At 64.3% G+C, this 23,965-nt stretch carries 25 protein-coding genes, 1 tRNA gene and 1 pseudogene; 17 read left to right on the top strand and 10 right to left on the bottom strand.

Annotated features, from left to right (window positions below):
* Positions 1-36: 36 nt before the first annotated feature.
* Complete coding sequence (locus Q7I88_RS08005; RefSeq protein ID WP_305098514.1) at positions 37-888, bottom strand: helix-turn-helix transcriptional regulator; 852 nt, start codon at positions 886-888, stop codon at positions 37-39.
* 154 nt (positions 889-1,042) lie between these two features.
* On the opposite strand from Q7I88_RS08005, the gene Q7I88_RS08000 reads away from it, so the two are divergent.
* Together Q7I88_RS08000 and Q7I88_RS07995 are read left to right on the top strand one after the other, a co-directional pair.
* On the top strand, positions 1,043-1,939 hold the full coding sequence (locus Q7I88_RS08000; RefSeq protein WP_305098513.1) for a beta-keto acid cleavage family enzyme: 897 nt from the start codon (positions 1,043-1,045) through the stop codon (positions 1,937-1,939).
* Between the two features lie 4 nt (positions 1,940-1,943).
* Positions 1,944-2,903, top strand: coding sequence for an NAD(P)-dependent oxidoreductase (locus Q7I88_RS07995; protein WP_305098512.1), 960 nt, complete (start codon positions 1,944-1,946; stop codon positions 2,901-2,903).
* Here Q7I88_RS07995 and Q7I88_RS07990 read toward each other — a convergent pair.
* Genes Q7I88_RS07990 through Q7I88_RS07980 form a run of 3 tightly spaced genes read right to left on the bottom strand, consistent with a single transcriptional unit; the run spans position 2,891 to position 6,327 of the window.
* On the bottom strand, positions 2,891-3,709 hold the full coding sequence (locus tag Q7I88_RS07990; RefSeq protein ID WP_305098511.1) for a class II aldolase/adducin family protein: 819 nt from the start codon (positions 3,707-3,709) through the stop codon (positions 2,891-2,893). The genes Q7I88_RS07995 and Q7I88_RS07990 overlap by 13 nt on opposite strands.
* Entirely contained in the window at positions 3,706-4,080 is a 375-nt protein-coding gene (locus Q7I88_RS07985; RefSeq protein ID WP_305098510.1) for a carboxymuconolactone decarboxylase family protein, read from the bottom strand. The genes Q7I88_RS07990 and Q7I88_RS07985 overlap by 4 nt, the downstream gene beginning before the upstream one ends.
* A 9-nt stretch (positions 4,081-4,089) precedes the next feature.
* Complete coding sequence (locus tag Q7I88_RS07980; protein WP_305098509.1) at positions 4,090-6,327, bottom strand: TonB-dependent receptor; 2,238 nt, start codon at positions 6,325-6,327, stop codon at positions 4,090-4,092.
* 241 nt (positions 6,328-6,568) lie between these two features.
* On the opposite strand from Q7I88_RS07980, the gene Q7I88_RS07975 reads away from it, so the two are divergent.
* Positions 6,569-7,843, top strand: a complete 1,275-nt coding sequence (locus tag Q7I88_RS07975; RefSeq protein ID WP_305098507.1) for an MFS transporter — start codon at positions 6,569-6,571, stop codon at positions 7,841-7,843.
* A 246-nt stretch (positions 7,844-8,089) separates the two neighbouring features.
* On the opposite strand, the pseudogene Q7I88_RS16570 reads toward Q7I88_RS07975, so the two are convergent.
* Positions 8,090-8,280, bottom strand: a pseudogene (locus Q7I88_RS16570) (IS6 family transposase); the annotation flags it as partial.
* 143 nt (positions 8,281-8,423) lie between these two features.
* Here Q7I88_RS16570 and Q7I88_RS07970 point away from each other — a divergent pair.
* The 4 genes from Q7I88_RS07970 (at position 8,424) to Q7I88_RS07955 (ending at position 13,256) form a co-directional block, all read left to right on the top strand.
* Positions 8,424-10,853, top strand: coding sequence for an outer membrane beta-barrel protein (locus Q7I88_RS07970; protein WP_305098506.1), 2,430 nt, complete (start codon positions 8,424-8,426; stop codon positions 10,851-10,853).
* A 93-nt stretch (positions 10,854-10,946) separates the two neighbouring features.
* Positions 10,947-12,221, top strand: coding sequence for a hypothetical protein (locus Q7I88_RS07965; protein WP_305098505.1), 1,275 nt, complete (start codon positions 10,947-10,949; stop codon positions 12,219-12,221).
* An 8-nt stretch (positions 12,222-12,229) separates the two neighbouring features.
* The gene (locus Q7I88_RS07960; RefSeq protein WP_305098504.1) at positions 12,230-12,820 is read left to right on the top strand and encodes a CC0125/CC1285 family lipoprotein; all 591 of its coding nucleotides are present in this window, start codon (positions 12,230-12,232) and stop codon (positions 12,818-12,820) included.
* Between the two features lie 31 nt (positions 12,821-12,851).
* Positions 12,852-13,256 (top strand): hypothetical protein, encoded by a 405-nt coding sequence (locus Q7I88_RS07955; protein ID WP_305098503.1) that lies wholly within the window; start codon positions 12,852-12,854, stop codon positions 13,254-13,256.
* 190 nt (positions 13,257-13,446) lie between these two features.
* Here Q7I88_RS07955 and Q7I88_RS07950 read toward each other — a convergent pair.
* A tRNA-Ser gene (locus tag Q7I88_RS07950) sits at positions 13,447-13,536 on the bottom strand.
* Positions 13,537-13,649: 113 nt separating this feature from the next.
* On the opposite strand from Q7I88_RS07950, the gene Q7I88_RS07945 reads away from it, so the two are divergent.
* Together Q7I88_RS07945 and Q7I88_RS07940 are read left to right on the top strand one after the other, a co-directional pair.
* Positions 13,650-14,054 (top strand): metallopeptidase family protein, encoded by a 405-nt coding sequence (locus Q7I88_RS07945; RefSeq protein ID WP_305098502.1) that lies wholly within the window; start codon positions 13,650-13,652, stop codon positions 14,052-14,054.
* Positions 14,055-14,070: 16 nt separating this feature from the next.
* Positions 14,071-15,039 (top strand): peptidylprolyl isomerase, encoded by a 969-nt coding sequence (locus Q7I88_RS07940; RefSeq protein ID WP_305098501.1) that lies wholly within the window; start codon positions 14,071-14,073, stop codon positions 15,037-15,039.
* Positions 15,040-15,064: 25 nt separating this feature from the next.
* Here Q7I88_RS07940 and Q7I88_RS07935 read toward each other — a convergent pair whose 3' ends face one another.
* On the bottom strand, positions 15,065-15,427 hold the full coding sequence (locus Q7I88_RS07935; RefSeq protein ID WP_305098500.1) for a VOC family protein: 363 nt from the start codon (positions 15,425-15,427) through the stop codon (positions 15,065-15,067).
* A 4-nt stretch (positions 15,428-15,431) separates the two neighbouring features.
* Complete coding sequence (locus Q7I88_RS07930; RefSeq protein WP_305098578.1) at positions 15,432-17,513, bottom strand: RelA/SpoT family protein; 2,082 nt, start codon at positions 17,511-17,513, stop codon at positions 15,432-15,434.
* A gap of 272 nt (positions 17,514-17,785) precedes the next feature.
* On the opposite strand from Q7I88_RS07930, the gene Q7I88_RS07925 reads away from it, so the two are divergent.
* From Q7I88_RS07925 to Q7I88_RS07915, 3 genes are all read left to right on the top strand, one after another.
* Positions 17,786-18,928, top strand: coding sequence for an aminotransferase class I/II-fold pyridoxal phosphate-dependent enzyme (locus Q7I88_RS07925; protein WP_305098499.1), 1,143 nt, complete (start codon positions 17,786-17,788; stop codon positions 18,926-18,928).
* Positions 18,929-19,043: 115 nt separating this feature from the next.
* On the top strand, positions 19,044-19,271 hold the full coding sequence (locus Q7I88_RS07920; protein ID WP_305098498.1) for an AbrB/MazE/SpoVT family DNA-binding domain-containing protein: 228 nt from the start codon (positions 19,044-19,046) through the stop codon (positions 19,269-19,271).
* Positions 19,272-19,276: 5 nt separating this feature from the next.
* Positions 19,277-19,669 carry a type II toxin-antitoxin system death-on-curing family toxin gene (locus Q7I88_RS07915; protein ID WP_305098497.1) on the top strand — a complete coding sequence of 131 codons (393 nt, stop codon included), beginning with the start codon at positions 19,277-19,279 and terminating at the stop codon, positions 19,667-19,669.
* Between the two features lies 1 nt (position 19,670).
* Here the strand turns inward: Q7I88_RS07915 and hemF are convergent, their stop codons facing one another.
* A complete protein-coding gene (gene hemF / locus Q7I88_RS07910; protein ID WP_305098496.1) occupies positions 19,671-20,528 on the bottom strand; it encodes an oxygen-dependent coproporphyrinogen oxidase in 858 nt (285 codons plus the stop codon).
* A gap of 150 nt (positions 20,529-20,678) precedes the next feature.
* Here hemF and pdeM point away from each other — a divergent pair, with 150 nt between their 5' ends.
* From pdeM to Q7I88_RS07885, 5 genes are all read left to right on the top strand, one after another.
* A complete protein-coding gene (gene pdeM, locus Q7I88_RS07905) occupies positions 20,679-21,368 on the top strand; it encodes a ligase-associated DNA damage response endonuclease PdeM (protein WP_305098495.1) in 690 nt (229 codons plus the stop codon).
* 103 nt (positions 21,369-21,471) lie between these two features.
* Complete coding sequence (gene infC, locus Q7I88_RS07900) at positions 21,472-21,993, top strand: translation initiation factor IF-3 (protein ID WP_305098494.1); 522 nt, start codon at positions 21,472-21,474, stop codon at positions 21,991-21,993.
* A gap of 74 nt (positions 21,994-22,067) precedes the next feature.
* Entirely contained in the window at positions 22,068-22,613 is a 546-nt protein-coding gene (locus Q7I88_RS07895; RefSeq protein ID WP_305098493.1) for a hypothetical protein, read from the top strand.
* A 104-nt stretch (positions 22,614-22,717) separates the two neighbouring features.
* Positions 22,718-22,981 (top strand): PadR family transcriptional regulator, encoded by a 264-nt coding sequence (locus Q7I88_RS07890; protein ID WP_305098492.1) that lies wholly within the window; start codon positions 22,718-22,720, stop codon positions 22,979-22,981.
* 83 nt (positions 22,982-23,064) lie between these two features.
* Positions 23,065-23,553 carry a hypothetical protein gene (locus Q7I88_RS07885; protein WP_305098491.1) on the top strand — a complete coding sequence of 163 codons (489 nt, stop codon included), beginning with the start codon at positions 23,065-23,067 and terminating at the stop codon, positions 23,551-23,553.
* On the opposite strand, the gene Q7I88_RS07880 is transcribed toward Q7I88_RS07885, so the two are convergent.
* On the bottom strand, positions 23,545-23,928 hold the full coding sequence (locus tag Q7I88_RS07880; RefSeq protein WP_305098490.1) for a VOC family protein: 384 nt from the start codon (positions 23,926-23,928) through the stop codon (positions 23,545-23,547). The genes Q7I88_RS07885 and Q7I88_RS07880 overlap by 9 nt on opposite strands.
* Positions 23,929-23,965: the final 37 nt, after the last annotated feature.

Here is a 23,965-nt window from a genome sequence, read left to right as displayed (position 1 = left end):
TTCAGGCTGGTGATTTGCGCTGAAAGGGCCGTGAACTCAATGCGTCACCAGCGAGCAGAGCTCGTAAGGGCTGGTGACCCCGAGGCGGTGATAGGCGCGGCGCCGGTAGGTTAGCACAGAGGTTTTCGCGATCGCGAGATCCAAGGCTGTCGCCTCGACGCTCATGCCGATCGCCGCGCGGGCGCAGACCTGTCGTTCACGCGCCGTCAGGTCCTCGAAGCGTGCGGCGAAGCGATCCTCGAGTTGGAAGACCGTCAGTTGATCGCACTTCGCCTGATGAGCGCGGTTGAGCGGCAGCATCGGCAGCGCTAGCGACGCCAGCGCGACCAGGGCGGAAATCTCGGCATCGCTGAAGCAGCCATCGTTTTGGTGGCGCGCCACGTTGATAACCCGCCACTGGTCCGACCCGCGCTGGATGACCGAGACGCGTTCGACGATGCCGCAGTCCTCGAAGAACGTGTGACGAAACCCAGGCGAAGCAATATCCTGCGGTCGGATGCGCAGCAGCGCCATGTCACGATTGGCAGGCGCGGCGCGATAGGCGTCCCATACCGGATCGAGCCGCAGGTAATGCTTGCTGTAGGCTGGCAGATGGTCGGTCAGCGACGGTTCGCAGAAGTAGTACTGCAGGTCGCTGTGTTCCCGGCCAGTTGCCTCGAACAGGTAAATCCGGCGCACGCCGGCGGTGGTCGAAGCGACGCAGTCGCGGACAGTCGAGCCGAACTCCTCGGTACCGATTTTCGGCAAGAGTTTCTCGTAGGCCCCGCCGATGGCTTCCGGCATTCGCCGATCATTGATCTGCATGATTTCCGGCATCGAACCGTCCTCTCCTCGAGCGCATTTTTTACCGCCCAGCGGCGCGCCCACCTCGTTGGTATCGATAATCACACGCGATGTCGTCCAGCTTTGTCCTCTCTCGAGAGGACAGCACGATACCTTTGCCCGCGACTAGCTGCATAAGCGGCCAGCAAAGTAGCGCGATGAGGGGACAGACTTTTCGGCAAATCGGCCAGAGTCTGCGCGCCAAGGGAAGGAAATCTGGATGTTTGCAGGCAATAAGTTCATCATCACCGTCGCGCTGAACGGAGGTATGCAGCAGGATCGAGACGGAGCGATCGTGCCCAAGCAGCCGGCCGAGCTGGGCGAGGCCGCCGCCCGCTGCTACGAGGCTGGCGCTTCGCTGGTGCATGTCCACGCGCGCGACCCGCAGGGCAAGAACTCCGGTGACCCAGCCATCTATGCCGAGATCATTCGAGAGATCCGCAAGCGCTGCCCGGTCCTGGTGCAGACCACCAACGGGATCGGCGTGCGGCGCGACCCGGCGACCGGGGGCTTCATTTGGCCAACCGATGAAGAACGGCTCGGTCTGCTCAACATCGATCCCAAGCCCGATGTGTTTGGCGTCGCGGCCGGATCGGCCGATTTCTATCACCCGGAAGGCGGCTATCACAGGGAAACGCCGTACGTGAACTCGCCGGAATTTCTGCGCTCGACCATCAAGGAAGTCTACGCCCGGGGCTCGGCGCTTGAATATGAAGTGGTCGAGGCCAGCGTGATTCACCGCCTGGTGCGCTATGCCGAGGAGGGGTTGTTCGATCGCAACAGGAAGAACATCTGGCTGCTCCATGGCGGCGGATTCGGGGCGGTTCCCGCCATAACCCGCAACCTGCTTTTCAACATCGAGGAAGGCCTCCGCTACTTTCCCCAGGCAATCTTCGGCATCACCTCGACCGGGCGCGAAATGTTCAAGATGGTCACGCTCGGCCTGTCGATGCAATGCGATCTCGTGCGCGTCGGTTTCGAGGACGGGATCCACTTACCCGACGGATCGGTTGCCGCGCATAACCACGAAATGGTGAGCAAGGCGAAGGAGATCGGCGCGTTGTTCGGCATGGCGCCGGCCACGGTCGAGGAAGCGCGCGAGCGATTCGGGATCTGACGGGGTGACGGCACCGCTTATCGTCCAGCCGGGGTTTCTGTTCGACCGTGCTGCAGAGTGGAACGACGACCTCCCGCTCCTCGGACCCAAGGACATCGCCGCCGGCCTGCCGGATGACGTCCTCGGTTCGGTCGAAGTCCTCGTCACTGTCGGCAGCACCTTCGATCCGAAGCTGATCGAGAGCTTGCCGGAGCTGCGCCTTTTGGCCTGCTTCTCGACAGGTATCGAGGCGATAGACACGGCATTGCTCGAACGGCGTGGCATCCAGCTGACAACCGCCGCGGGCGTCAATGCACACGATGTTGCAGACCAGGCGATCGCACTATTCCTGGCGCAACGGCATGGCGTCATCGGGGCCGATGCAATGGTCCGCGAGGGTGGCTGGCAGGCGGGCTTCCGCCAAGGCCTCGCGCCCCGGCGCTCGTTACGCGGCAGAAACGCAGGCGTGGTCGGCCTGGGCCGCATCGGCTCGGAGATCGCATCGCGCGCGGCCGCCCACGCGATGAACGTGCGCTGGTGGGGACCGCGCGAGAAGCGGGGCGCGGCGTACGGACGTGCTGACAGCCTTGAGCAGCTCGCCAAATGGGCGGACGCGCTGTTTCTCGCCTGCGCCATCAGCCCCGAAAACGCAGGGCTGATCGACCGACGGATACTCGATGCGCTCGGGCCGCGAGGCGTGCTTGTCAACATTACCCGCGGAATGCTGGTCGACGAGGACGGCCTGCGCGCGGCGCTATCCGAAGGAACCCTCGGCGGAGCCGGTCTCGATGTGTTTGTTGAGGAGCCGACCGACGCCGCCTTGTGGCGCGACATTCCCAACGTCGTGCTCAGCCCGCACATCGCCGGCTTCACGCAGGAAGCGGGCCGGGACATGTTCGGGCAGCTGCGCGAAAACATCCGCCGCTATTACGCCGGCGAACCACTGCTGACCCCTTACTTTACTGAGGCGGCCTACTCGTCGTAGCCAGGGTTGGTCTTGTCGAGCATCCGTACCAGCGCGTTCCATTCGCGGTCGATCACGCTTTCGCCGCCCTCGAATGCGGCCGCCATGGCCCGGCAATCCTCGGCGCTGATGTAGAGCAGCTCCTTGTCGGGGTCGGTACATTGCGACAGACTCGCGACCTGCATACGGCACGCCCGTTCTAGGTAGTACATACGCGAAAATGCCTCGCGGACAGTCTGCCCGATGACAAGTGGTCCGTGGTTGCGCAACATCAGCACGTCGGCATTGCCGAGCGCCCTCGCGATAGAAGCGCGCTTTTCCTCGGAATCGAACAGGCCACAGTAAGCGAGGTATCCGGTCTTGCCGTAGAACCGCAGCGCGTGCTGCGTTAGCGGCAGGAGGCCGTCGCGATAGTTGGCGACGGCGATCGAGGCTTCGGTGTGCGCGTGCATCACGCAGGCCGCATCCTTACGGTTCATGTGCACCACGCTGTGGATGGCGAAGCCGCCGCGGCTTATGCCGAGGCCGGTGGGATCAGAGATGATGCCGCCGGCCGGGTCCGCCTTGACCATGTCGGACGCGCGAGCCTCGTGAAACAGATGGCCATAGGGCAGCTGGAGGAACTGTTCGTCCGCACCCGGCACGCGAACAGAGATGTGCGTGTGAATGAGGTCGGTGATGCCCATCCAGTCGAACAACCGGTAGGCGATCGCCAGATCGACGCGCACGGCCCATTCCTCGGCCGAGAAGTCGGCCGGTTTCACGGCGTGCGGGCTGGATTCGACGACATTGCCGGGACCGGACGATTCCCTTTGCAGCACGCTCACAACTCGGGTTCCTCGCCGTTGAGCGTCTTCTTGAGCAGAGCCATGGCACCAAGCGCACGCGGAAGCCCGGCGTAGGGGATCGTCTGCAAGACGACCTCCTTCAGTTCGTCGTCGGTGAAGCCGACGTGGTGAGCGTTCTTGAAGTGCATCGCCACGCCATGCGCGCCGCGTGCGATCAGGATCGCCATGCAGATCAGTTCGCGCTCACGTAGCGAAAGTCCCGGGCGCGACCATATCGTGCCGAAATTGGTCTCGGTCACGATCCGCCAGAGGTCCTCGTCGAGGTCGCGGGTGCCCTCGTTGTGCCCCCAACCCAGCTGTTGGAGGATTTCCAGGCCCCGTTTTTCCCGCTCGTTGTCCGCTGCGCTCATTTCTCTCCCCTAGAAATTGGCCGAGGCCTGGATGCCGTAAGTACGCGGGGCGAGGAGATTGACGCCGACGATGTTGTTCTGGCTATAGGCAGTGTTGACCGTGGCGTTCGAAATCGTCACCTCGTCGAACGCGTTGTCGACAAAGGCGCGAATGCGATAGCGGCGCTGGGGGTCCTCGTACCCGAGCCCGAAGTTCGCCCGGAAGGATTCGTTGGTCAGCGTCTCGATCTGGTAGCTCGTGTCGGCATAGAAAGCCGACTTGTACTGTCCCAGCGCGTCCATGAACACGCGGCCGCCATCGGCCAGGTCGAAGCTCTGGTCGAAAGTGCCGGTGACAGTCCATTCGGGCGTCCGGAACGGCTGCAAGCCCGAGCAGTCGACGTTGAACGGGAACGGCGGCCCGACGGTACACAGCGTCGTCGAACTGGGAGGCGCCACGGTATCGTAGTCGAACTGGTCGTAGCGTGCGTGGACCCAACTGCCCGACAGTCCGATACGAGTGTCCCGGCCAAGCAGGAATTGGCTGTCCACGTCGACGCCGTAGGCGGTCGTCTTGCCGGCGTTTTCGGTTACCAACACGACCGAGCCGGGCCCGACGAGCTTGACGAAAGAGACCTGCTGGTCGGTGTAGTCGAGGTAGTAGCCCTCGATGTTGAGCTCGATCCTGTCATTGGCGAAGCGGTTCTTGCTGCCGATCGCGTAGGACGTGACGTGCTCGGGCTCGTAAGTGTTCGCGCCGGGAGGTCCGTAGTAGAACCCGCCCGCCTTGAATCCCGTTGAGACGTTGGCGTAGAGCAGGCTCTCCGGGGCGGCGTCGAATTCGATGCCGGCCTTCCAGTTCACCGCGTCCCAACTCTTTTTCAGATTCATGTCGATGGTGGGCACGCCGCTCGGCGTGTCGGGGATCACCGGGTCGGGGCCGACGGTGTTGAGCAGGTTGTAACGCTGCGAATTCGTCTTTTTCTGCTCGTAGGTGTAACGAAGTCCGCCGGTCAGACGTAGCACGTCGCTCACCGAGTAGGTCAGCTGCGAGAAGGTGGCCCAGGTCCAGCCTTCGTTGTGAGTAAAGGAATCGCTGAAGCGCTTGTTGTTGAGGCTCTCGCTTTGTGAGCGCGAGTCCATCGTGGTCGACAGATAATAGAGACCGAACACGTATTGCAGCGCGCCTCCCCCGTCCGATGCCAGCCGGAGTTCCCCAGACGTCTGGCGTGGCTTTTGCGTTTCACGCAACTGCCAGCTCGTGCCGGTCCCGACATAGGCGCTCTCTGCCTCGCGATAGGCACCAAGAAAGGTCAGCGTGCCGATTGCCGTGCGGTAGTCGATGTTGAGCAGCGCGCCGCCATAATCACCATCGATGAACTGGTTCTGCGTCGGCGGCGCCTCGCCGACCGAGGTGTACTCGCTCGCAAGGTCGGCGATCCCCGTGTAGGGGTCGGCAACGAAGCAGGCGCCGCCGGTCAGGCCGATCTTGGCGCACTCCTTGCGGATCGTGGCGCCGGGCCCGCGCCCGCCCTGATGCGAGTAATCGGCCATCATCAGGATCGACAGGTCCGGAGTCGGTTCGATCAGGATCGAGCCGCGGACGGCATCGCCGTTGTCGTCGGAAGTGCCGTCGCTCATAAAGCCGTCGCGACGCACATGCTGGCCGGCGAAGCGTACCGCGACTGTGTCCTTGGCCGCCACGTTGATCGCGCCGCCGATATTGAACCGGCCGAGGTTGCCGACCTGGAGGTTGGCATCGCCGCCGGTGGTGAACTCGGGCTTGCGCGGTATGACGTTGATCGCGCCGGCGGTCGCATTGCGGCCATAGAGGGTGCCCTGCGGTCCTTTGAGAATCTCGACCCGCTCAAGATCGTAGTAGAGCCCGTTGAGGATGGTCGGGGTCGCGAGGTAGACGCCGTCGTAATTCATCGCCACGGCGGAATCGGCGAAGGCGTTGCCGCTGAGCGAACTGACCGAGCGGATCGAGAACGAAGCGTATGGTCCAGCCGAAGTGTTGACCTGAAGGCCCGGAGCCAGCGTGGCGAGCTGCTCGACCTGAGTCACACCCCGCTCGATGACCTTGTCGCCCGAAACCGCGGTGATCGACAGAGCGGCCCTCTGCAAGTCTTCGGTACGCCGCTGCGCGGTCACCACGATATCGCCAAGACCCTGGTCGGAAGTGCGCGCGGCTTCGTCGGTCTTTGCGTCCTGCGACTGTGCCTGAGCCGCAGTCGCGCCGAGCACCTGCAGAGCAAGGAAAGGCACGCTTAGAATCAACGTCCGTTTCACTGATTTTCCTCCCCAACTTCCATTTTCGGCGAAGAGCGTAAGCCTCGGCCGAAAGGGGGTCTGTCCGTGAACAAGAGGACAATTCGGCTTTCTGCTGCCGGGGAAATGCAGGGCTTCACATCGCCCGGTCCTCTGCAGAGAGGACAGGCCATCAACCGACCATACTGCACAAACCGGACTGGAGTTCGCGGGCTCGGCAAGAGGCCGGAGAGGATCGATGGCGCAAGCAATGACGGACCAACGCGACCTGGCGCATAGGTTCAGCGCCTCCAGCCTCGCAGTTATCGGGGTCTGTTCGGCGGTGTTCTTCCTCGACGGCCTTATTCACACCGTGCTCGGCCCGATGGCCCCGGAAATTTCGCAGGAGCTGGGTCTCTCGCCGACAACTCTCGGTCCAATCTTCTCCGCCAACCTGATCGGCCAGACCTTCGGCCTGCTGGCTTTCCCCTTGCTCGCCAATCGCTACGGACACCGCATCGTGGTGATCCTTGCCGTGATCGGCTTCTGCCTCGCACAATATGCGACCGCGCTGGCTTGGAACGGGAATTCGCTGTTTGCATTCCGTCTGATCGACGGTGTGTTCCTGGGCGGATGCATGCCCAGCTGCCTGGCTATCGTGACCAGGGTCTCTCCGCCCGGCCGCCAAGGGCTTTCGGTTATGATGCTGTTCACCGGCTATGGCTCTGGCGCGACGGCTTCTGGCATTCTCGCTTCCGCCTTCCTCGACGCAGGAGGATGGCGGATCGCCATCGGCATCGTCGGTACGGTCTCGGCTGCCACCGCCGTGGCGGCATGGATGTGGCTGCGCGGCGTCGACGAGGAAGCCGGAGTCGAGAGCGACGGCAGAAGCATGAGGCGATCGAGTGCGCTCGAAGTCGTCTCGCCCCCCCTGCTGGGTGGCACGCTCCTGCTATGGCTGATGTTCATTTCCATGCTCACGGTGCAGTACTGCCTCAGCTCATGGCTTCCCACCTTGATGGTCGAAGTCGGCCGCGACCAATCGTTCGCCGCCCTTTCGGTCACCATTTTCTCGCTCGGCGGAATCATCGCGGCTCTTGGGGTCGGGGTACTGATCGACCGCTTCGGCGGGACGCAGGTGCTGGTTACCTTCCTAGCCCTCGCCACCGTGCTGCTTTTCATGATTGGCCGGTCACTGGCGACGGCATCCTCCACCGCCTTGATGGTCATGCTGGTGACCGGCGGCTTTTTCTTTCTCGGAGCCTATGGCGGGGTCAATTTCGTCCTCGCCACCTACTACCCGGACCACTTGCGCGCCATCGGCATCGGCCTGACCAAGAGCGTCGGAAGAGTGGGCACGATAATCGCTCCGATCCTGATCGGACTCGCCATCGCGGCCCATGTCCGCGAGACCACCGTCATGTCGCTATTTGCAATTCCGGCCGGACTATCAGCTGCAGCCGTCTTGCTTGTGGGAATTCTTGCTCACAAGGAATCCGGGTCTGGCGCCGTCGCGACCGGTGGAAAGCCCTAACGATTGGTGCCGGCGGTCCAGTTACGGGCCTTCGGGCGTACATCCTTGCGTAGATGCGATTGAAACCGCCGGAGACCGACGGTTATTCCGATCGAAGTGACGTCTCGGCTTACGCAAGCCGGCGTGTTCCGCAGCTCTGCGCAGCTATCGCGGCAGCGGAGACAAGGTCTTGGGGGAGTGGCGGAGTCGCTAGTCTGATCGCAACTTGTCTCCGATCGCCAGAACTCTTCCGACCCGCGATGAGTCTCAGGCCATGAGCAATCGCCACTGCCAGGGCGGTCGAGCGGCCGGCTCTAGGTCTCCCAGTCGATCAGACGCCGTTCTTGGTTTAAGTGGCCATAAGCGTTGGTGTGGAGCGAAGTGAACTTCTGTAGGGATTTCATCTTCCGCAGCATCGCCCGCTCTCGCCGCCTAAACGAGAGATGGGAGTTTTCCACGCCCCGCCCTGAACCAGGCTCCTTATCACTTGGTGCATTTGCCCCGACCGAGCACGCCGGAGCGATCCGTATAATTGCGGGGCGCTGACCCCGCGCCGCGCAGCTACCCGCAACCAATCGACAAATATTGCGGGGCGGTGAAAATGATTGGGTTGAAGGTGTTTCGCGGTCTGCTCTTGGCGAGCGCTGCTGCCACGTCCGCTGCTGCGGCGGCGCAGGATCAGGGCGGCACGCTGCAGCCAGTGGCGACGGTAGAGGCGAAGCACGAGGTCAACGCGGGAGTTGAAATCGTCGGCGGGTACAACGACAACGTCTATGCCACTCGCAATCGCGAGAAGGACGATTTCTACTTTCTGGCGCGTCCGTTCGTCCGGGCCGATCTCGGCTCCGGCGCCGACAGCGCCTCGCTGCGCGCCGAGGGAGAGATCGGGCGCTACGCCGAACTTTCCAGCGAAGACTACAACGACTGGACGCTGGCGGCCGACGGCCGCACGAGGCTGAGCGACAGCGTTTCGCTCATCGGCGGCGGCGAATGGCGCTGGGATCACGAGAATCGCGGTTCCCCCGACGCCGTGAGTGGTCTTGAGCCGACCGAGTATCGGCGCGGCTTCGGTTACCTAGGCCTGCTCGGCACCAAGGGCCGTTTCAGCGGGCGGCTCGCCGGTACGATCACCCGTTACGATTTTTCCGATGTCCCCACTTCGTCCGGCACCATCAACAACGACGACCGCGATCGGCTGCAAGGAGAGATCGGCGTCCGCGCGGGAATCGATTTGACATCGGGCACTCAACTGTTCGCCCAAGGGGGATACGATTGGCGCGATTATGATGACGCGGCAGACGATTACGGCTTCGATCGCAACTCCGACGGCGTTTCGCTCGCCGCCGGCGTGCGCGGCCGCCTTGGCCGGCAGTTCACCGCCGAACTCTTCGCCGGCTGGCTGCAGCGCGACTATCGCGACCCCGCCCTGCCCGACATCTCCACCTTCGACGTGGGGGCGGTACTCGACTGGACCGGTGACGGCGGTCTCGGCGGCTCGTTCCGGCTCGACCGCAGTGCAGAAGAAACGACCTTGCCGGGCGCTTCGGCCTACATTCTCACTAGCGGCCGGCTCGGCCTTCGCGCCAATGTGAACCCGCGCATCAGTGCCGGGATCGGGCTGAGCGGCACTCACTACGATTACGTCGGCCATCCGCGCACGGAGTTCGTCATCGGCGGAGATGCGTGGGCGAAATACTGGTTCGACCGCAACTTCTATCTCGGTCTCGCCTATTACCACGACGAACGCAGTTCGGATGCGGCCGGATACGATTACGAGCGCAATCGCTTCGAGGTAAGCGTCGGCGCGCAGCTGCGCCCCCGGTTCGCCGCCGACGCCATGCCGCTGCGCGTCGACAGCGCAGCGCCGGGCGGCGCCTACGCCGGCGTTCTGTTGGCGCATGGCACGCAAGTCACGGGCCTCGATGGCCCCCGCGGCTCGAACGGCGCGAATACGGCCGATTTCGGAGGCTTCGGACCTTCCGCGGTCGTGGTCGCCGGTTACGGCGTGCTGGTCGATGCGCTTTACCTCGGGATCGAGGCCGAAGCGTCGGTCGACGGGCCGGAATGGACGCACAACTCCGACCGGGTGTTCTCGATGGCGAAAAACCACGCCTACGGCTTCTCCGCCCGCGTCGGCCTGGCCACCGCGCACGACGACCTGATCTACGCCCGGTTCGGCTGGAGCAATGCCGACTTCCGCACCAGCTACGATCACGCGGCAAGTTCGTACTCCGGCGCCGCAAGTCGCACCGGCTTCGGCGGCGGCGGCGGCATCGAGGCCCCGGTCGGCGCGCTGAGCTTCGTGCGCGCCGAATTCGTTGTGGTTTCCTATGACGATCTGGACATCACGACGGGCAGCGGACAGTTCGACAACTTCTCCTCGCTCGAAAGCCAGTTCCGGTTCGGCGGCGGGGTCCGCTTCGGGCGGCCCCGCGCGACACCGCGCGACGGGGCGCCGATCGACTTCGCCGGCCCCTACGTAGGCGTTCAGATCGGCCACGGTTCGCTGGTTACCTCCAACCAGGGCACCCGCAGCGGCGGCACCGCGCTGGACGTGACCAGGGCCAGCCGCGGCGGACTTGCAGGCATCTTCGCGGGATTCGGCGGGGTATTCGGCCGGACCTACCTCGGTCTCGAGGGCGAGGCCGATATCAGCGCGATCAACTGGAACATCGAGCGCGATCCCAACGGCCGCATCTATTCGGCGCAGCACGATTATTCACTCGGGGCCTCGGCCCGCGCCGGCTTGCTGCTCGGCGACGCGGCCCTGCTTTACGGTCGGCTCGGGATGGTCACGACCCGATTCGACGTCCCCTATTCGACCAGCGGCGCATCGACCCGCTCGCGCGAGTGGCGAAATGGCTTGCGCTACGGCCTCGGCCTCGAAGTCGGCGTGGCCCCGCGGGTGCGATTGCGGGTCGATTACACGGTCACCGAATATGCCGCCTACGACGTGGCTTACGGCAACAACTCGGACCGCTTCGATCACTCCGAAGGGTTGTTCCGCCTCGGAATTGCGTGGCGCCTCTAAGTAAAATCCACAGTCGGAACTCACCCGATTCAGCCGCTTTCCGGCATGCCGCAAACGGTCGTCAATATCGAACGTAAAGCAAGGACGAAGATCATGAAGACCTCCAAGAAACTGATGACCGATTTCCGTATCGCCACGGCAGCGGCCGCGCTTATGACCGCAACTGCCGGGATTGCTATCGCGATTGCCCCCGTTGGCGTTGCCGCCGCGCAGGACCACGGCGACGGCCACGACAGCGGCAGCGATCACGATAGCGGCAGCGAGCATGAAGGCGGCAGCAAGCAGTCGGGCAAAGGCCGCGCGCCGGGTGAGTCCGGAGGCAGCGAAGGTCACCGCAGCATGGAAGACATCTTCCGCGACGTGGCCGATGCCGAAGAAGACTCCGACCGTCCGAGCTGGGCCGGGATCGGCCGCAAGGCTGCGGGCGATGAGAGCGGCGGGGAGGATTCGGAAGAGGAATCCGACCGTCCCGACTACGCCGGCGGCGGCGGCGGGCGCAACGATCACGGCGAGCCGCCGAGCGATTCGGGCAGCACCCGCGGCGATCTCTACGGCGACATGTACGTTATCCTGCGCGACGCCAACGGCGTGCCGATCCTCAACGGCGCGGGCTTCGTCCAGCCGATCGACGCCAACGGCAACCTGATCCCGCTCGACGAAGAAGGCGCCCCGATCGACCCGACCCTGGCAATCGAAGTCGAGATCGGCCGCCTCAACGTGGGCCGTTCGCCGAACTCTGTGCTCGACAATCGCGCCGAGGAAGTCGTTACCCTGCTGGCGGACGCAACTGCGCTCAGCACTGATGCCGCCGGCCGCCTGGTCGTCACCAGTCCCGACGGCAGCGTCAAGACGATCGACGCTCCGCTCGAAAACCTCGCACTTTACGTTGCGCTGATGACCGAGGGAACCATCCCCGGCGTGACCGACCTGCCCGGAACCGATTTCGACTTTCTGGTCGACGGCCAGTTGACGGTTGATGACATGATCGTCGCCACCAGCCTGATGGCCGGAGCAGCCGACAAGTTCACCACGCTGGCTCCCGACGCGGTCGCCTACATGAACGCCATTCTCGGCATTGATCTCGCGAGCACCGGGGACGTGACATATTCGAACGTCGACTACAGCGCCTACAGCTACGACCGCTCGGACACGTACGGTGACGTGAAGACGACCGTGCTGGTCAAACAGGCGGATGGCAGCTGGGTCCCGACCGAGGTGAACGTCTACGATGTCGTGTTCGGCAACGCTGATTACTCAGGCACCGGCACGTTTGACGCCTTTGCCACAGCGGTCGACGATTCCCGCGCCGTGATCAACTACATCCACGAATACGCCATCCCGGCCGACGAAGTGCCGACTGGCGAGTGAGGCATACGATGGTTCACCAACTCTCCCCCAGCCGAGGCCGGTTTTTTGCCGGCCTCGGTCTCGCCGCCGCCCTGGCGCTCTCGGCCTGCGCAACGCCGACCCCCTACCAGCCGATTGCTCCGGCGGCGAAAACCAGCGGCGGTTACTACGAGGAACGACTGGCCGCAGATCGCTGGCTGGTCAGCTTCGCGGGCAACCGGCTCACCTCGCGTGCGACGGTCGAAGGCTACTTGTTGTTCCGCGCGGCCGAACTGACGCAGCAGCAGGGATACGGCTGGTTCGAGATCGTTGACCGCGAGGTCGAACACGAGGTTCAGCGCGAAGTTTATCCCGATGCGCGATATGATCCCTGGTGGGGCTACCCCGCCTGGCGGCCCTACTGGCATTATTACGAGCCGCGCATTGGTTGGCGTTACTGGTATCCGGGCTACGGCGATTCACTGTGGAGCCGTCCGGCCGAAGTCCAAACGGTCGAGCGGTTCGAGGCCCATGCCGAGATTGTCATGCACCGCGGCCGCAAGCCGGCAAGCAGCACCCGCGCCTTTCACGCCCTGGAGGTGATCGAACGGCTGGGTCCGACCATCAAGCGCCCGAGCTAGCCCCCTCCGCCCATCTGCAAGGAGATCGACGATGAAGACAAGATATATTGGCATTGCCGCCGCCGCCGGCGCGCTCGCCCTCTCGGGCTGCGCGACAACCGCCGGACCGAACCGTTTCCAGGTACGCGAGGAAGCACGCCTCGCCGAGCTGCTCCAGGGCCGCGTCGCCGGCACGCCGAAAAGCTGCATTTCCGCCTTCCAGATGAACCGGTTGGAAGTCTACGATCACACGGCCATCGTCTATCGCGCAGGCGACACGATCTGGGTCTCGCGCCCGACCGAGCCGCGCTCGCTCGACGCCAGCGACATCCTCGTTATCAAGCGCACAAGCAGCCAGCTTTGCAAGCAGGACGTGATCCGTACCGTCGATCGCACAAATGGCTTTACGACGGGCATCGTCTTCCTCGGCGACTTCGTGCCGTACACACGGCCCTAAGCGCCGGGCGTGACGCCTGAGACGGCTGTCGTTCGGAGACAATTCGACCGTCTTTTTAACGCGTCGCTAGGTGCCCGGCTCGCGTCTCGCCTTCAACTGCGGCGCTTGGATGCGTGTACCAAAGATTCCCGGCGAAATGCAGAGTTTCCGCGCGATTCTGGAGGGATTGCGTCCTGTCTGCAAAGCCCGGTGGCGGAGCGGGTGGGATTCGAACCCACGATACGGGTTACCGTATACACACTTTCCAGGCGTGCGCCTTCGACCACTCGGCCACCGCTCCGCATCCCTCTACGGTGCCGCTTCGCTGCCTGAGTGCAAGCCGCCCGTAACGAGGAAGGCGCGCCCTAGCCGGAGCCGCTTGCCAAGGCAAGCGAGGCGGACCACAGAGCCGCAATGAGCCGCACATTCGGATTGCCGCCACTGGCCGACGAAATCGAAACGATGGCGCGCGGCGCACTCGAGCGCCTGCCGGCAGAGTTCGCCCGTCACCTCGGCGATGTCGTGCTGCGGGTCGAAGAATTCGCCAGCGACGAAGTACTCGCCGATCTCGGGATCGATAATCCGTTCGAGCTCTCCGGGCTCTACGAGGGCATAGCTCTGACCCAGCGCAGCATCGAGCACAGCGGGACGATGCCCGACCGCATCTTCCTCTATCGCCGAGCGCTCCTGGAGGAGTGGGCTGATCGCGGCGACGTCACGCTCGAAGACCTGGTCCTGCACGTCGTCATTCACGAGGTGGGGCACCACTTCGGCCTCTCCGACGACGACATTCACGCTCTTGAGGATGCTGCCGGTTAAGGGCACGGTGCGGCGCATGACGCCATCCCTGCGCGCTGCGCCACTGTTCGCCCTCACCCTCGCCCTAACGCTGGCGTCGCCCGTCTTCGCTCAAGACGCCGAACCGCTCACCCCGGCCTCGGTGGTCGCGGCCGCTCCGCCGAGCGACTGGACGCCGATCCCGTCTTCCGACCTGCTGGTCATGGATCTCGCGCCCGACGCTGCCGGCAAGCCGCGGCGGGTGATCATCCAGCTCGTGCCCCACCCCTTCAGTACGGGCTGGACCTACAACATCCGTGCGCTTGCCAGGGCGCACTTCTGGGATGGACTAAGTGTCTACCGGGTCGTCGACAATTGGGTCGCCCAATGGGGCGATGTCGATGAGAAGCGCCCCCTGCCGGACGGGCTGCAGTCAATGGGACCCGGCGACTTCGTGACGCAGGTCGAGCGCGACCAGCAAGACCATCGCGACTTCATCCTGACGCCGGAGAAGGAAGAGATCGTCGTCAGCAAATTTATCGACTCCTACGCCATTCCAGCCTTCGTAGCCGGCTGGCCGGTCGGCCTAGATCAGCAGGGCGGCGAAACCGCCTGGCCGGTGCATTGCTATGGCACCGTCGGCGTGGCGCGCAGCATTGAGGACATGGGCAGCGGCAGCGAGCTCTACGCCGTCATCGGGCATGCCCCACGGCAACTCGACCGCAATATCGCGGTCGTCGGCCGGGTCATCGAAGGCATCGAATACCTCTCCGTCCTGCCGCGCGGGACCGGCGAGGCCGGCGTCTACACGACGGAGCAGGAGCGCACGCCGATCGTCTCGGTGCGGCTCGGCAGCGACATGGAAGAAGCCCCGCCCTCCTTCGAATATCTCGACACTGCGAGCGCCAGCTTTGCCCGTTACCTGCAAGTCCGGGCCAATCGAGACGATGCGTTCTATATCGCGCCTGCGCACGGCATCGACCTGTGCAATGCGCCGGTGCCGATCCGGCGAGTCCCGAACGGTTGACGTCCCAGGCCCCCCTGGCTCCGCCCTAGAGTTTTTCGAGCACCTCGATGCGGTTGCCGAACGGGTCAGCGATGTCTCCCCGCCGGTATCCGCCGAGCGGCTTGCCGGGGACGAATTTCACCCCCCGCGCCTCAATCGAAGATACAAAGTCGGCCAAGTCATCGACGAGAAGCGCGGGATGCGCCTTCCTGGCGGCGCGAAAATCCTTCTCCACACCGAGATGGATATGCACCCCCGCCCGCTCGAACCAGCATCCCCCCGAAACCGCGAGATGGGGCGGTTTCGGGATTTCCGTCATCTCCAACACCCCGCAGTAAAACGCCCGCGCGCGGCCTTCGCCGCCTTCGGGCATGGCGAGCTGCACATGGTCGAGACCGACGATGCCCACCGCGTCAGATCCGTTCCGCCTGGGCGACCGCCTCGCTCGCCCGCAGCGCGCTGACGATCCGCGTCAGGTGAGCGAGGTCCTGGACTTCGAGATCGGCGTCGTAGGTGTGGAAAGGATCGTCGCGCTGAGTCAGTTCGAGGTTGATCACGTTGGCTCGGTTTTGCGCGAAAATGGCGGCCATCTCAGCCAGCGTGCCGGTGCGGTGGTACAGCACGACGCGCAGCCGGCCCACCGCACCCTGCGAGCGTTCGCCCCATGAAAGGTCGACCCAGTCGGCGTCGATCCCGCTCGCCAGTTCGAGGCAATCGATGGCGTGGACCTCGACCCCGGCGCCCGGCCGCTTCAGCCCGACGATGCGGTCGCCCGGGACCGGATGGCAGCACGCAGCGAGTGTGAAGCCCATGCCCGGCGTCAGCCCCTTGATCGAGATCGCCCGCCCCTGCGGCGGCAATTCGGGCAGATCGGCGGTGCTGCCCGGCACCAGCGCCTCCATCACCTCGCGATCGCTCAGCTTGGCTGAGCCCATCGCGTACATCAGCTCGTCCTCATTCTCGAGCTCGAGCCGCTCGACCGCCGCCTTGATCGCCTTGCGGCCGATTTTGGCCGGCACCCGCTCGGCGATGTCGTCGAACATCTTGCGGCCGATCGAAGCGACTTCCTCGCGTTCCTTGGCGCGCACAGCGCGGCGGATCGAGGCGCGAGCCTTGCCCGTCACGACGAAGCCAAGCCACGAGAGCTGCGGTTCGGAATTCTTGCCCTTGATGATTTCGACCACGTCACCGTTGTTCAGCGGCGTCCGTAACGGCATGTGGCGGCCGTTGATCTTCGCGCCGACGGTCTGCGCGCCGAGGTCGGTATGCACGGCAAAAGCGAAATCGACCGGGGTCGAGCCCTTCGGCAACTGGAACAATGCGCCTTTGGGGGTGAAGGCGAAAATGCGGTCCGAATAGATCGCCAGGCGGGTATGTTCGAGCAGTTCCTCGGCATCGTGGCTGGCGTCGACGATCTCGATGAGGTCGCGCAGCCAGCCGACCTGCCCGTCGGGGCGGTCGTCCTGCTTGTAGGCCCAGTGTGCCGCGAGGCCGAATTCGTTGCGGCGGTGCATCTCGCGCGTACGGATCTGCACTTCCACGCGCATGGAGTTCTCGTAGATCAGCGTCGTGTGGAGCGAACGGTAACCGTTCGTCTTGGGGGTCGAGATGTAATCCTTGAAACGCCCCGGCACGAACTGCCAGACTTGGTGCAGCACGCCGAGCACACGGTAGCAGTCCTCGACGTTCTCGGTGATGATGCGGAACGCCATGATGTCCGAAATCTGCTCGAAGCTGACGTGGCGCTCGGCCATCTTACGCCAGATCGAATATGGGTGCTTCTCGCGTCCCGAGAGCTCGACGCGGATGCCGGCCTCCGCAAGAGCCTGTTTGATCTTGAGCGCGATGGCATCGACCTGCCCCTCATCGCTGCTGCGGATCTGTTCGAGACGCCCGGTGATCGTGGCGTAGGCTTCGGGCTCGAGCTGTTCGAAGGCGAGCAGCTGCATCTCGCGCATGTATTCGTACATTCCCACGCGCTCGGCCAGGGGGGCGTAGATATCCATCGTTTCGCGGGCGATGCGCTGGCGTTTGTCGGGACTGCGAATGAAATGCAGCGTGCGCATGTTGTGAAGCCGGTCGGCGAGCTTGACCAGCAGCACGCGAATGTCTTCGCTCATGGCGAGGAGGAACTTGCGCAGGTTCTCCGCCGCCCGCTCGTCGTCGGTCAGCTGCTCGATCTTGGAAAGCTTGGTCACCCCGTCGACCAGCCGGGCGACGTCGGGTCCGAAATTGGCCTCGACGTCCTCGATCGTCGCGAGCGTGTCTTCGACGGTATCGTGGAGCAGCGCGCAAATGACGGTGTCCTGGTCGAGCTTGAGGTCGGTGATCAAGCCGGCCACCTCTATCGGGTGACTGAAATAGGGATCGCCGCTGGCGCGCTTCTGGCTCCCGTGTTTTTGCACCGTGTAGACGTAGGCGCGGTTGAGCAGGACCTCGTCCGCGTCCGGGTCATAGCTCTGGACCCGTTCCACAAGTTCGTATTGCCGCAACATCGCCGGCAAGATGTGGGGCAGGCTGGATTTGGGCAAGCGGAAAGAGCGCCTGCGAGTTGCAAAGAATGCATCGAAGGTCTTACCGGATCGGCAGAGACGGCAGTGCCTCGCGTCAAGACTGCGGCGCCCAAACGCGGCTGAGCCGGATAGGCCGCGGGGCAACGGTTGGCGCGCGTGAGCCATCGGGGCGTGGTACGGCGCCTCCCCCGCCGCGCGCGCCGGGCTGGAGGAAAGCGGTTTCTTCGCCCGGCGCGGCGGCGTAACGGAACGGCATGCGACCGCCGCCCCCATTCGCCGACACCGTGTTCGATCGCGTCTCTGCGCTCGCCCGCAAAACGGGGGCGATCAATCTTGGTCAGGGCTTTCCCGAAATCGAGCACGCGCCCGAGCTGCTGGCAGCGGCGCAGCGGGCACTGGTCGAGCACTCCAACCAGTATCCGCCGATGCGCGGCCTGCCCCACCTGCGCGAAGCAGTCGTGCGCTATTATGCTCAGGAACAGGGGCTGGAGCTCGATTCCTCGCAAGTGATCGTCACCTCCGGCGCGACCGAGGCGCTGGCGGCCGCGATCTCCGCCTTGGTCGGACCCGGCGACGAAGTGGTGTTGTTGCAGCCGTTTTACGACGCTTACCTGCCGCTGGTGCAACGCGCCGGCGGTACCGCGCGCATTGTGCCGCTGCAGGCGCCGGGCTGGACCATCCCCTTCGACAGGCTGGAGGCGGCGATCGGTCCCATGACGCGCGCGATCATTCTCAATACGCCGAACAACCCGACCGGCACGTTGCTCACGCGAACCGACCTCGAACGGCTCGGCGCGCTGTGCGCGGCGCACGACCTCGTGCTGATCTGTGACGAGGTATGGGAAGGGATGATTATCGACGGCAGCACGCATGTTTCGCCGCTACACATCGAGGGCTTGCGCGAAAGGGCCGTCAAGATCGGCTCGGCAGGCAAGATCTTCTCGCTCACCGGCTGGAAGGTCGGCTGGGCACTGGCGGCGCCGGCGCTGGCCGAGCGTATCGCGGCGCAGCACCAGTTCCTGACCTTCACCACTGCGGTGCCGCTGCAATGGGCCGTGGCCGAGGGCCTCCCCCTGCCCGCAACCTGGCATGCCGCCCATCGCGCCCGCTATGCCGCCTCCTATCAGCGCCTTGCCACCGGTCTGGCTGCAGCCTGTTATAAGGTGCTCCCCTCTGCGGCGACCTGGTTCCTGATCGTGGACCTAGCCGCGTCGGGGCTTGAGCCCGATGACGAGGCCGTGGCGACACGCATGATCCGCGAGGCCGGTGTGGCCGCGATCCCGGTCAGCGCCTTCTGCGGCGACGCGCCGGAAAAGGGATATCTGCGCTTCTGTTTCGCCAAGGAGGACGCGACGCTCGACGCGGCAATCGAACGCCTGGCGCGATTCCGGTCCTGAACATGGCGATAACGCGGGGCGATGACGCGATGCCGGGCGGCGAAGGGCAGAAAATGAATTTGGGATCCGGCTGAAACCAGTAGGCCTGGCACCTGCGACATGTCATTACTAACGTATGCACAAGACACTCAAGATCACCAGGATCGGCAACTCTGCGGGAGTTATCCTGCCCAAGGAGATGCTCACCAAGCTCCGTGCCGATGTCGGCGACAGTATTTCATTCAGTGAAACGGCCAGCGGATTTCGCGTCTCGCCCTACGATCCCGAATTCGAACGGCAGATGGATCTTGCGGAAAAGATCATGCGCGAAAACCGCGACACCCTTCGCGCGCTGGTCGGGTAATCGCTTTGGCCAGCAGCGAACCGGTCTGGATCGACCTGGCCGTGGCGATCGCGGTGTACGAACGCCAACTTGCCGAGCACGGCGGCGGCGCGGGCATTCGCGATCTCGGGGCGCTAAAATCGGCCTTGGCCCGGCCCCTCAACCGTTGGTCTTATGGCGACGAGGACCTCAGTGATCTGGCAGCGGCTTACGCCTTCGCGGTTGCCAGAAACCGCCCCTTCGTCGACGGCAACAAGCGGTCAGCTTTCGTGCTCTCTTTGCTTTTTCTCGCTCGCAACGGCGTTCAAGTCGACATTCCGGGAGATGAGGCGCGTGAAGCCTTCCTCGCCCTCTCCGCCGGCGCCTTGAGCGAGGACGAGCTGGCCGAATGGTTCCGGCAACGCCTCGCTGCAAGCTGACTCAGCTCCAGGTCACCTCGGGCGGCAAGCTCATCAGGATGGCATCGATGTTGCCGCCGGTCTTGAGGCCGAATAGCGTGCCCCGGTCATAGACCAGGTTGAATTCGACGTATCGCCCGCGCCATTCGAGCTGCGCAGCCTTGTCCTCCGGGGTGAACTCCTGCGCCATGCGGCGGCGGACGATCTTCGGAAAAACCTCAAGGAAGGCGCTGCCGACGTCGCGGGTGAGCGCGAAGTTGCGCTCGAACTGCGGCTCGTCGGCGCACTCGAGGTGGTCGTAGAATATCCCGCCGACCCCGCGCGCGACGCCGCGGTGTGGGATGAAGAAGTAGTCGTCGGCCCACTTCCTGAATTTCTCGTAGTAGGTCGGGTTGTGGCCCATGCAGGCGGCACGGAAGGCGGCGTGGAACTGTTCGGTGTCCTCGGCATAGGGGATCGGCGGATTGAGGTCCGCTCCGCCGCCGAACCAGGCCTTGCTGGTGGTCAGGAAGCGCGTGTTCATGTGCACCGCAGGCACGTGCGGGTTGGCCATGTGCGCGACCAGACTGATGCCGGTGGCGGTGAAGCCGGGATTGTCCTCGCTCGCCCCGTTGATTGTCTGCGCGAAGCCGGGAGCGAAATCGCCCGATACGGTCGAGACGTTGACCCCGACCTTTTCGAATACCTTGCCCTTCATCACCCCGCGGACGCCGCCGCCGCCTTCGTGACCGTCATCGGTCTCGCGGTTCCAGGGGATATACTCGAACTTCGCATCAGAGGCCGCCTCGCGCTCGATCGACTCGAACGCCGCGCAGATGTCGTCGCGCAGCGTCTCGAACCAGTCTCGGGCTTGTTGGGTCTGCTGGGACCAGTCGGTCATCCGTCTCTCTCGTCGTTGCGAGCACTGCGACGCATCCATGGCGTCGCGCGCAGTCGCCTTGGATTGCTTCGTCGTTGCGCTCGTCGCAATGACCAAGATCAAGGCCATGGTGCTCTTGCCAAGCAGAATCGCGTGAGGCAAGGACCGTTCATGGTTCCCCTTTCGTTCGCAGGCGAGGAATTCGCGCTCTCACAGGGCCGCGCGCTGTACTGGCCGCGCGAACGGGCGCTGCTGGTCGCCGACCTGCATCTTGAGAAGGCGAGCTTCTACGCCCGGTCGGGGCAGATGCTGCCGCCCTACGACAGCCGCGAAACGCTCGAACGCCTCGCGCTGGCAATCCGCGAGACCGGGGCCCGGCGGGTCTATACGTTGGGGGACAACTTTCACGACGACGCCGGGCCCGAGCGGATGGAGCCGCACGCCGCGGGAATGTTGGCCGCGCTGGTCCGCGCGACCGACTGGGTGTGGATCACCGGCAACCACGACGCGGGAATGGAGGCGAAGGCGGGCGGCACCCTGGCCGAGGAACTCGACATCGCCGGCCTGCTGCTGCGCCACCGCGCCCGGCCCGGCGAGACGCGGCCCGAGCTTTCCGGCCATTTCCACCCGCGCGTGCAACTGCGGGTCCGCGATCGCTCGATCCGGCGCCCCTGCGCAGTCGTCAGCCGCGGCGACTGCGGCGAACGGATGATTCTGCCGGCTTACGGCGCCCTGACCGGCGGGATGAACGCCGCCGACCCCGCAATCCTCCAGGCCCTGCAGCCGGCGGCGGAAATCAACGCGGTGGTCCCCGCCAAGGACAAACTGGCGACATTCCCGCTCTGGCGGCGGGCGGCCTGACCTTCCCAAGCCCCCTAGCGCCGGAGGGGATTCCTCCCTACATAGCGGGCGAACACAACGGCAATTATCAGGAGACTGCCCCATAGCCCGTCCACCCCGGCGCATGATGGCCCCGCCCGTAAAGAGCGGCCCGCGCTACGATGATATGATCCAGTCGGACAAAGTCCGGGTTATCGACCATGAAGGCGAGAACCTCGGCGTCATGTACACCAAGGAAGCAATGGAGCAGGCCAACGGGCTTGGGCTGAACCTCGTCGAGGTTTCACCCAACGCAGACCCGCCTGTCGCCAAGTTCCTCGACGTTGGCAAATACCGCTACGAGGCACAGAAGAAGGCCAACGCCGCGCGCAAGACGCAAAAGACGCAGGAGATCAAAGAGATCAAGATGCGTCCGAACATCGACACGCACGATTACGACGTGAAGATGCGCAGCGTGACCAAGTTCCTCGAAGAAGGCGACAAGGTGAAGATGACCCTGCGCTTCCGCGGCCGTGAAATGGCGCACCAGGAACTCGGCATGAACCTGCTCAAGCGGGTGCAGGACGACACGGCTGAAATTGCCAAAGTCGAAGCCTACCCCCGGCTTGAAGGTCGGCAGATGCTGATGGTGCTTTCGCCCAAGTAGGTTCGCATATGGCGGTGCGCGGAACAACGCACCGCCCTGTCCCGTTGCCTCCGCAAAGGAGGCGCGATTCCATCATGAAACTCACTATGTCCTACGCCGTGATCGCGGTGCTGGCGCTGTGTGCCTGCGGAGAGCCAGCGCCGGCGCCGACCGAAACGGCCTCGCCGAGCCCGGATCCCACTGCTGCTTTCCCGACACCGACCGACGCCGGGACGGACGTCGCCCTCGCTCCCCCGCTCGTGCCCGAAGCGGAAAAAGGCGAGAAAGGCGCACGCAACGTCCTGCTCGCTTGGGCCCGCGCGGTGGAGAACAAGCGCTTTGGCGAAGCCTATGCCCAGTTCGGCGAAGGTGGCCCCCAGAATGGCATGAGCGCCGCCGAATACGCTACCCAGTTTGGTCGCTGCCGCAAGATCACGGTCGCTCTGTCGGACGGGCAGATGGAAGGGGCGGCCGGATCGTCCTACTATACCGCGCCCACCACCCTTAGCTGCGAACTGGTAACCGGAAACACCGAGAAGTGGACCGGCGATGCCGTCCTGCGCCGCGTCAACGATGTCCCTGGCGCGAGCGCTGCGCAGCTGCGCTGGCATATGGTGAGCGCGGACCTCAAGGCGAGCTGACTCCCGTAAGGAAGCGTTTGCCGATTCAACGCTTGACGACAAACTCTATATAGGTAGAGTTGTATGTGATGTGGAAACGCAAACCCTCTCGCCAGACACTCAGCGTGCTTGCATGCCTCGATGCGCCACGTCCCGAATGGCTTTATGGCCTCGAGATTGCCGAACGCACCGGACTTAAGTCCGGATCGCTCTACCCGATCCTCATTCGCCTGGCCGAGCGCGGCCTGCTGGAAGCCGAGTGGCAGGAGCCTGCGCGAGAAGGCCGCCCTCCACGCCATGCATACCGCATTCTGCCCGCGGGGCGGAAGGCGCTGGCCGAGGCCGCGGCAGAGCCAGCGAAGGGCACGTTGCAGGAGCTGAGATCATGAGTGCTGGACATAGCATTTCGCGAGCCTCAATTCTCTTCGCGCGGCGCGTCGGGGGTCCCGAGCGTGACGAGTGGGTTCGGGCGATGGCCGCTGAATGGAATGAACGCGAAACCGGCAAGGTGCGCTGGGCGCTCGGCTGTCTCGGCGCCGTGCTGCTCGACAGGGCGTTCCGTGAGCGCAAGGTCGCGGCGGCCATCGCTCTCTCCGCGCCCGTCATGATCTTGTGCAATACCCTGACGATGAGCGCGATCGCCCCGGCTTTGCGTGAAGCTCATGCCGGTACAGCGGTGTGGATGGCCGCCTATCTGCTCAACCCGATCGCCGTGCCGTTCGCACTTGGTTGGGCAATGCCCTCGCGCGCCCGCACCCTTGCGCTGCTCGCGGGGGGCTTATTCCTGCTCACCCCGCTTGCGGCTTCGACGCTGCTCCTCGGTGTGTCGCCGATCGACTGGGCGCGATTTACCCTTCGCAATGTTGGTGCCGCCGCGCTTCTCTACCCAGCCTCGCTTGGCATATGGGTTGGCGCAGCGAACCTCGGTCGCAGGGTGCGTTTGCGCCGCAGCTTAGTCTGAGGGCGGCTCCCACAGTTCGAGCGGATTGCCTTCGGGATCGTGGATGCGGGCGAAGCTGCCGACACCGTCCATTGCCTCGCGATGGCTGATAGCCACGTCGGCGGCCTCGAGGCGCGTGAGCAACGCGTCCAGATTTTCGACCCGCAGGTTGAGCATGACCTGCCTGCCGGCGGCGAAGTAGTCGCTGTCCCGCGGGAACATGGCGAACACTGTGTCGCCGGCCTCCTGCGTCCAGTTCCAGTTGCCGTCGGGATCCGGCTCGCCCGACTTCGTGGCGACGATCCCGAGATGCTTGCGGTACCAGGCGGCAAGCGCACCCGGATCGTCCGCCCGGAGGAAAAAGCCGCCGATCCCCGTAACCTTTCCGCCGCCCATGCCTGCCCTCCTTGCCGTAATCGCCCGCTAGGCTAGG

Origin of the sequence: Croceibacterium aestuarii, assembly GCF_030657335.1 — a bacterium.
Lineage (GTDB): Bacteria > Pseudomonadota > Alphaproteobacteria > Sphingomonadales > Sphingomonadaceae > Croceibacterium_B > Croceibacterium_B aestuarii.
The sequence above is the reverse complement of the archived record's forward strand: the minus strand, read 5'-3'. Positions and strand labels throughout refer to the sequence as shown.

What these genes read in the sequence shown, in the direction of transcription:
- Q7I88_RS08000 (WP_305098513.1), top strand. Translation starts at nt 1,043, where the DNA reads ATGTTTGCAGGCAATAAGTTCATCATCACCGTCGCGCTGAACGGAGGT.
- Q7I88_RS07985 (WP_305098510.1), bottom strand. Translation starts at nt 4,080, where the DNA reads ATGAGCGCAGCGGACAACGAGCGGGAAAAACGGGGCCTGGAAATCCTC.
- Q7I88_RS07975 (WP_305098507.1), top strand. Translation starts at nt 6,569, where the DNA reads ATGGCGCAAGCAATGACGGACCAACGCGACCTGGCGCATAGGTTCAGC.
- Q7I88_RS07970 (WP_305098506.1), top strand. Translation starts at nt 8,424, where the DNA reads ATGATTGGGTTGAAGGTGTTTCGCGGTCTGCTCTTGGCGAGCGCTGCT.
- Q7I88_RS07965 (WP_305098505.1), top strand. Translation starts at nt 10,947, where the DNA reads ATGAAGACCTCCAAGAAACTGATGACCGATTTCCGTATCGCCACGGCA.
- Q7I88_RS07960 (WP_305098504.1), top strand. Translation starts at nt 12,230, where the DNA reads ATGGTTCACCAACTCTCCCCCAGCCGAGGCCGGTTTTTTGCCGGCCTC.
- Q7I88_RS07955 (WP_305098503.1), top strand. Translation starts at nt 12,852, where the DNA reads ATGAAGACAAGATATATTGGCATTGCCGCCGCCGCCGGCGCGCTCGCC.
- Q7I88_RS07945 (WP_305098502.1), top strand. Translation starts at nt 13,650, where the DNA reads ATGAGCCGCACATTCGGATTGCCGCCACTGGCCGACGAAATCGAAACG.
- Q7I88_RS07940 (WP_305098501.1), top strand. Translation starts at nt 14,071, where the DNA reads ATGACGCCATCCCTGCGCGCTGCGCCACTGTTCGCCCTCACCCTCGCC.
- Q7I88_RS07930 (WP_305098578.1), bottom strand. Translation starts at nt 17,513, where the DNA reads ATGTTGCGGCAATACGAACTTGTGGAACGGGTCCAGAGCTATGACCCG.
- Q7I88_RS07925 (WP_305098499.1), top strand. Translation starts at nt 17,786, where the DNA reads ATGCGACCGCCGCCCCCATTCGCCGACACCGTGTTCGATCGCGTCTCT.
- Q7I88_RS07920 (WP_305098498.1), top strand. Translation starts at nt 19,044, where the DNA reads ATGCACAAGACACTCAAGATCACCAGGATCGGCAACTCTGCGGGAGTT.
- hemF (WP_305098496.1), bottom strand. Translation starts at nt 20,528, where the DNA reads ATGACCGACTGGTCCCAGCAGACCCAACAAGCCCGAGACTGGTTCGAG.
- pdeM (WP_305098495.1), top strand. Translation starts at nt 20,679, where the DNA reads ATGGTTCCCCTTTCGTTCGCAGGCGAGGAATTCGCGCTCTCACAGGGC.
- infC (WP_305098494.1), top strand. Translation starts at nt 21,472, where the DNA reads ATGATGGCCCCGCCCGTAAAGAGCGGCCCGCGCTACGATGATATGATC.
- Q7I88_RS07895 (WP_305098493.1), top strand. Translation starts at nt 22,068, where the DNA reads ATGAAACTCACTATGTCCTACGCCGTGATCGCGGTGCTGGCGCTGTGT.
- Q7I88_RS07885 (WP_305098491.1), top strand. Translation starts at nt 23,065, where the DNA reads ATGGCCGCTGAATGGAATGAACGCGAAACCGGCAAGGTGCGCTGGGCG.
- Q7I88_RS07880 (WP_305098490.1), bottom strand. Translation starts at nt 23,928, where the DNA reads ATGGGCGGCGGAAAGGTTACGGGGATCGGCGGCTTTTTCCTCCGGGCG.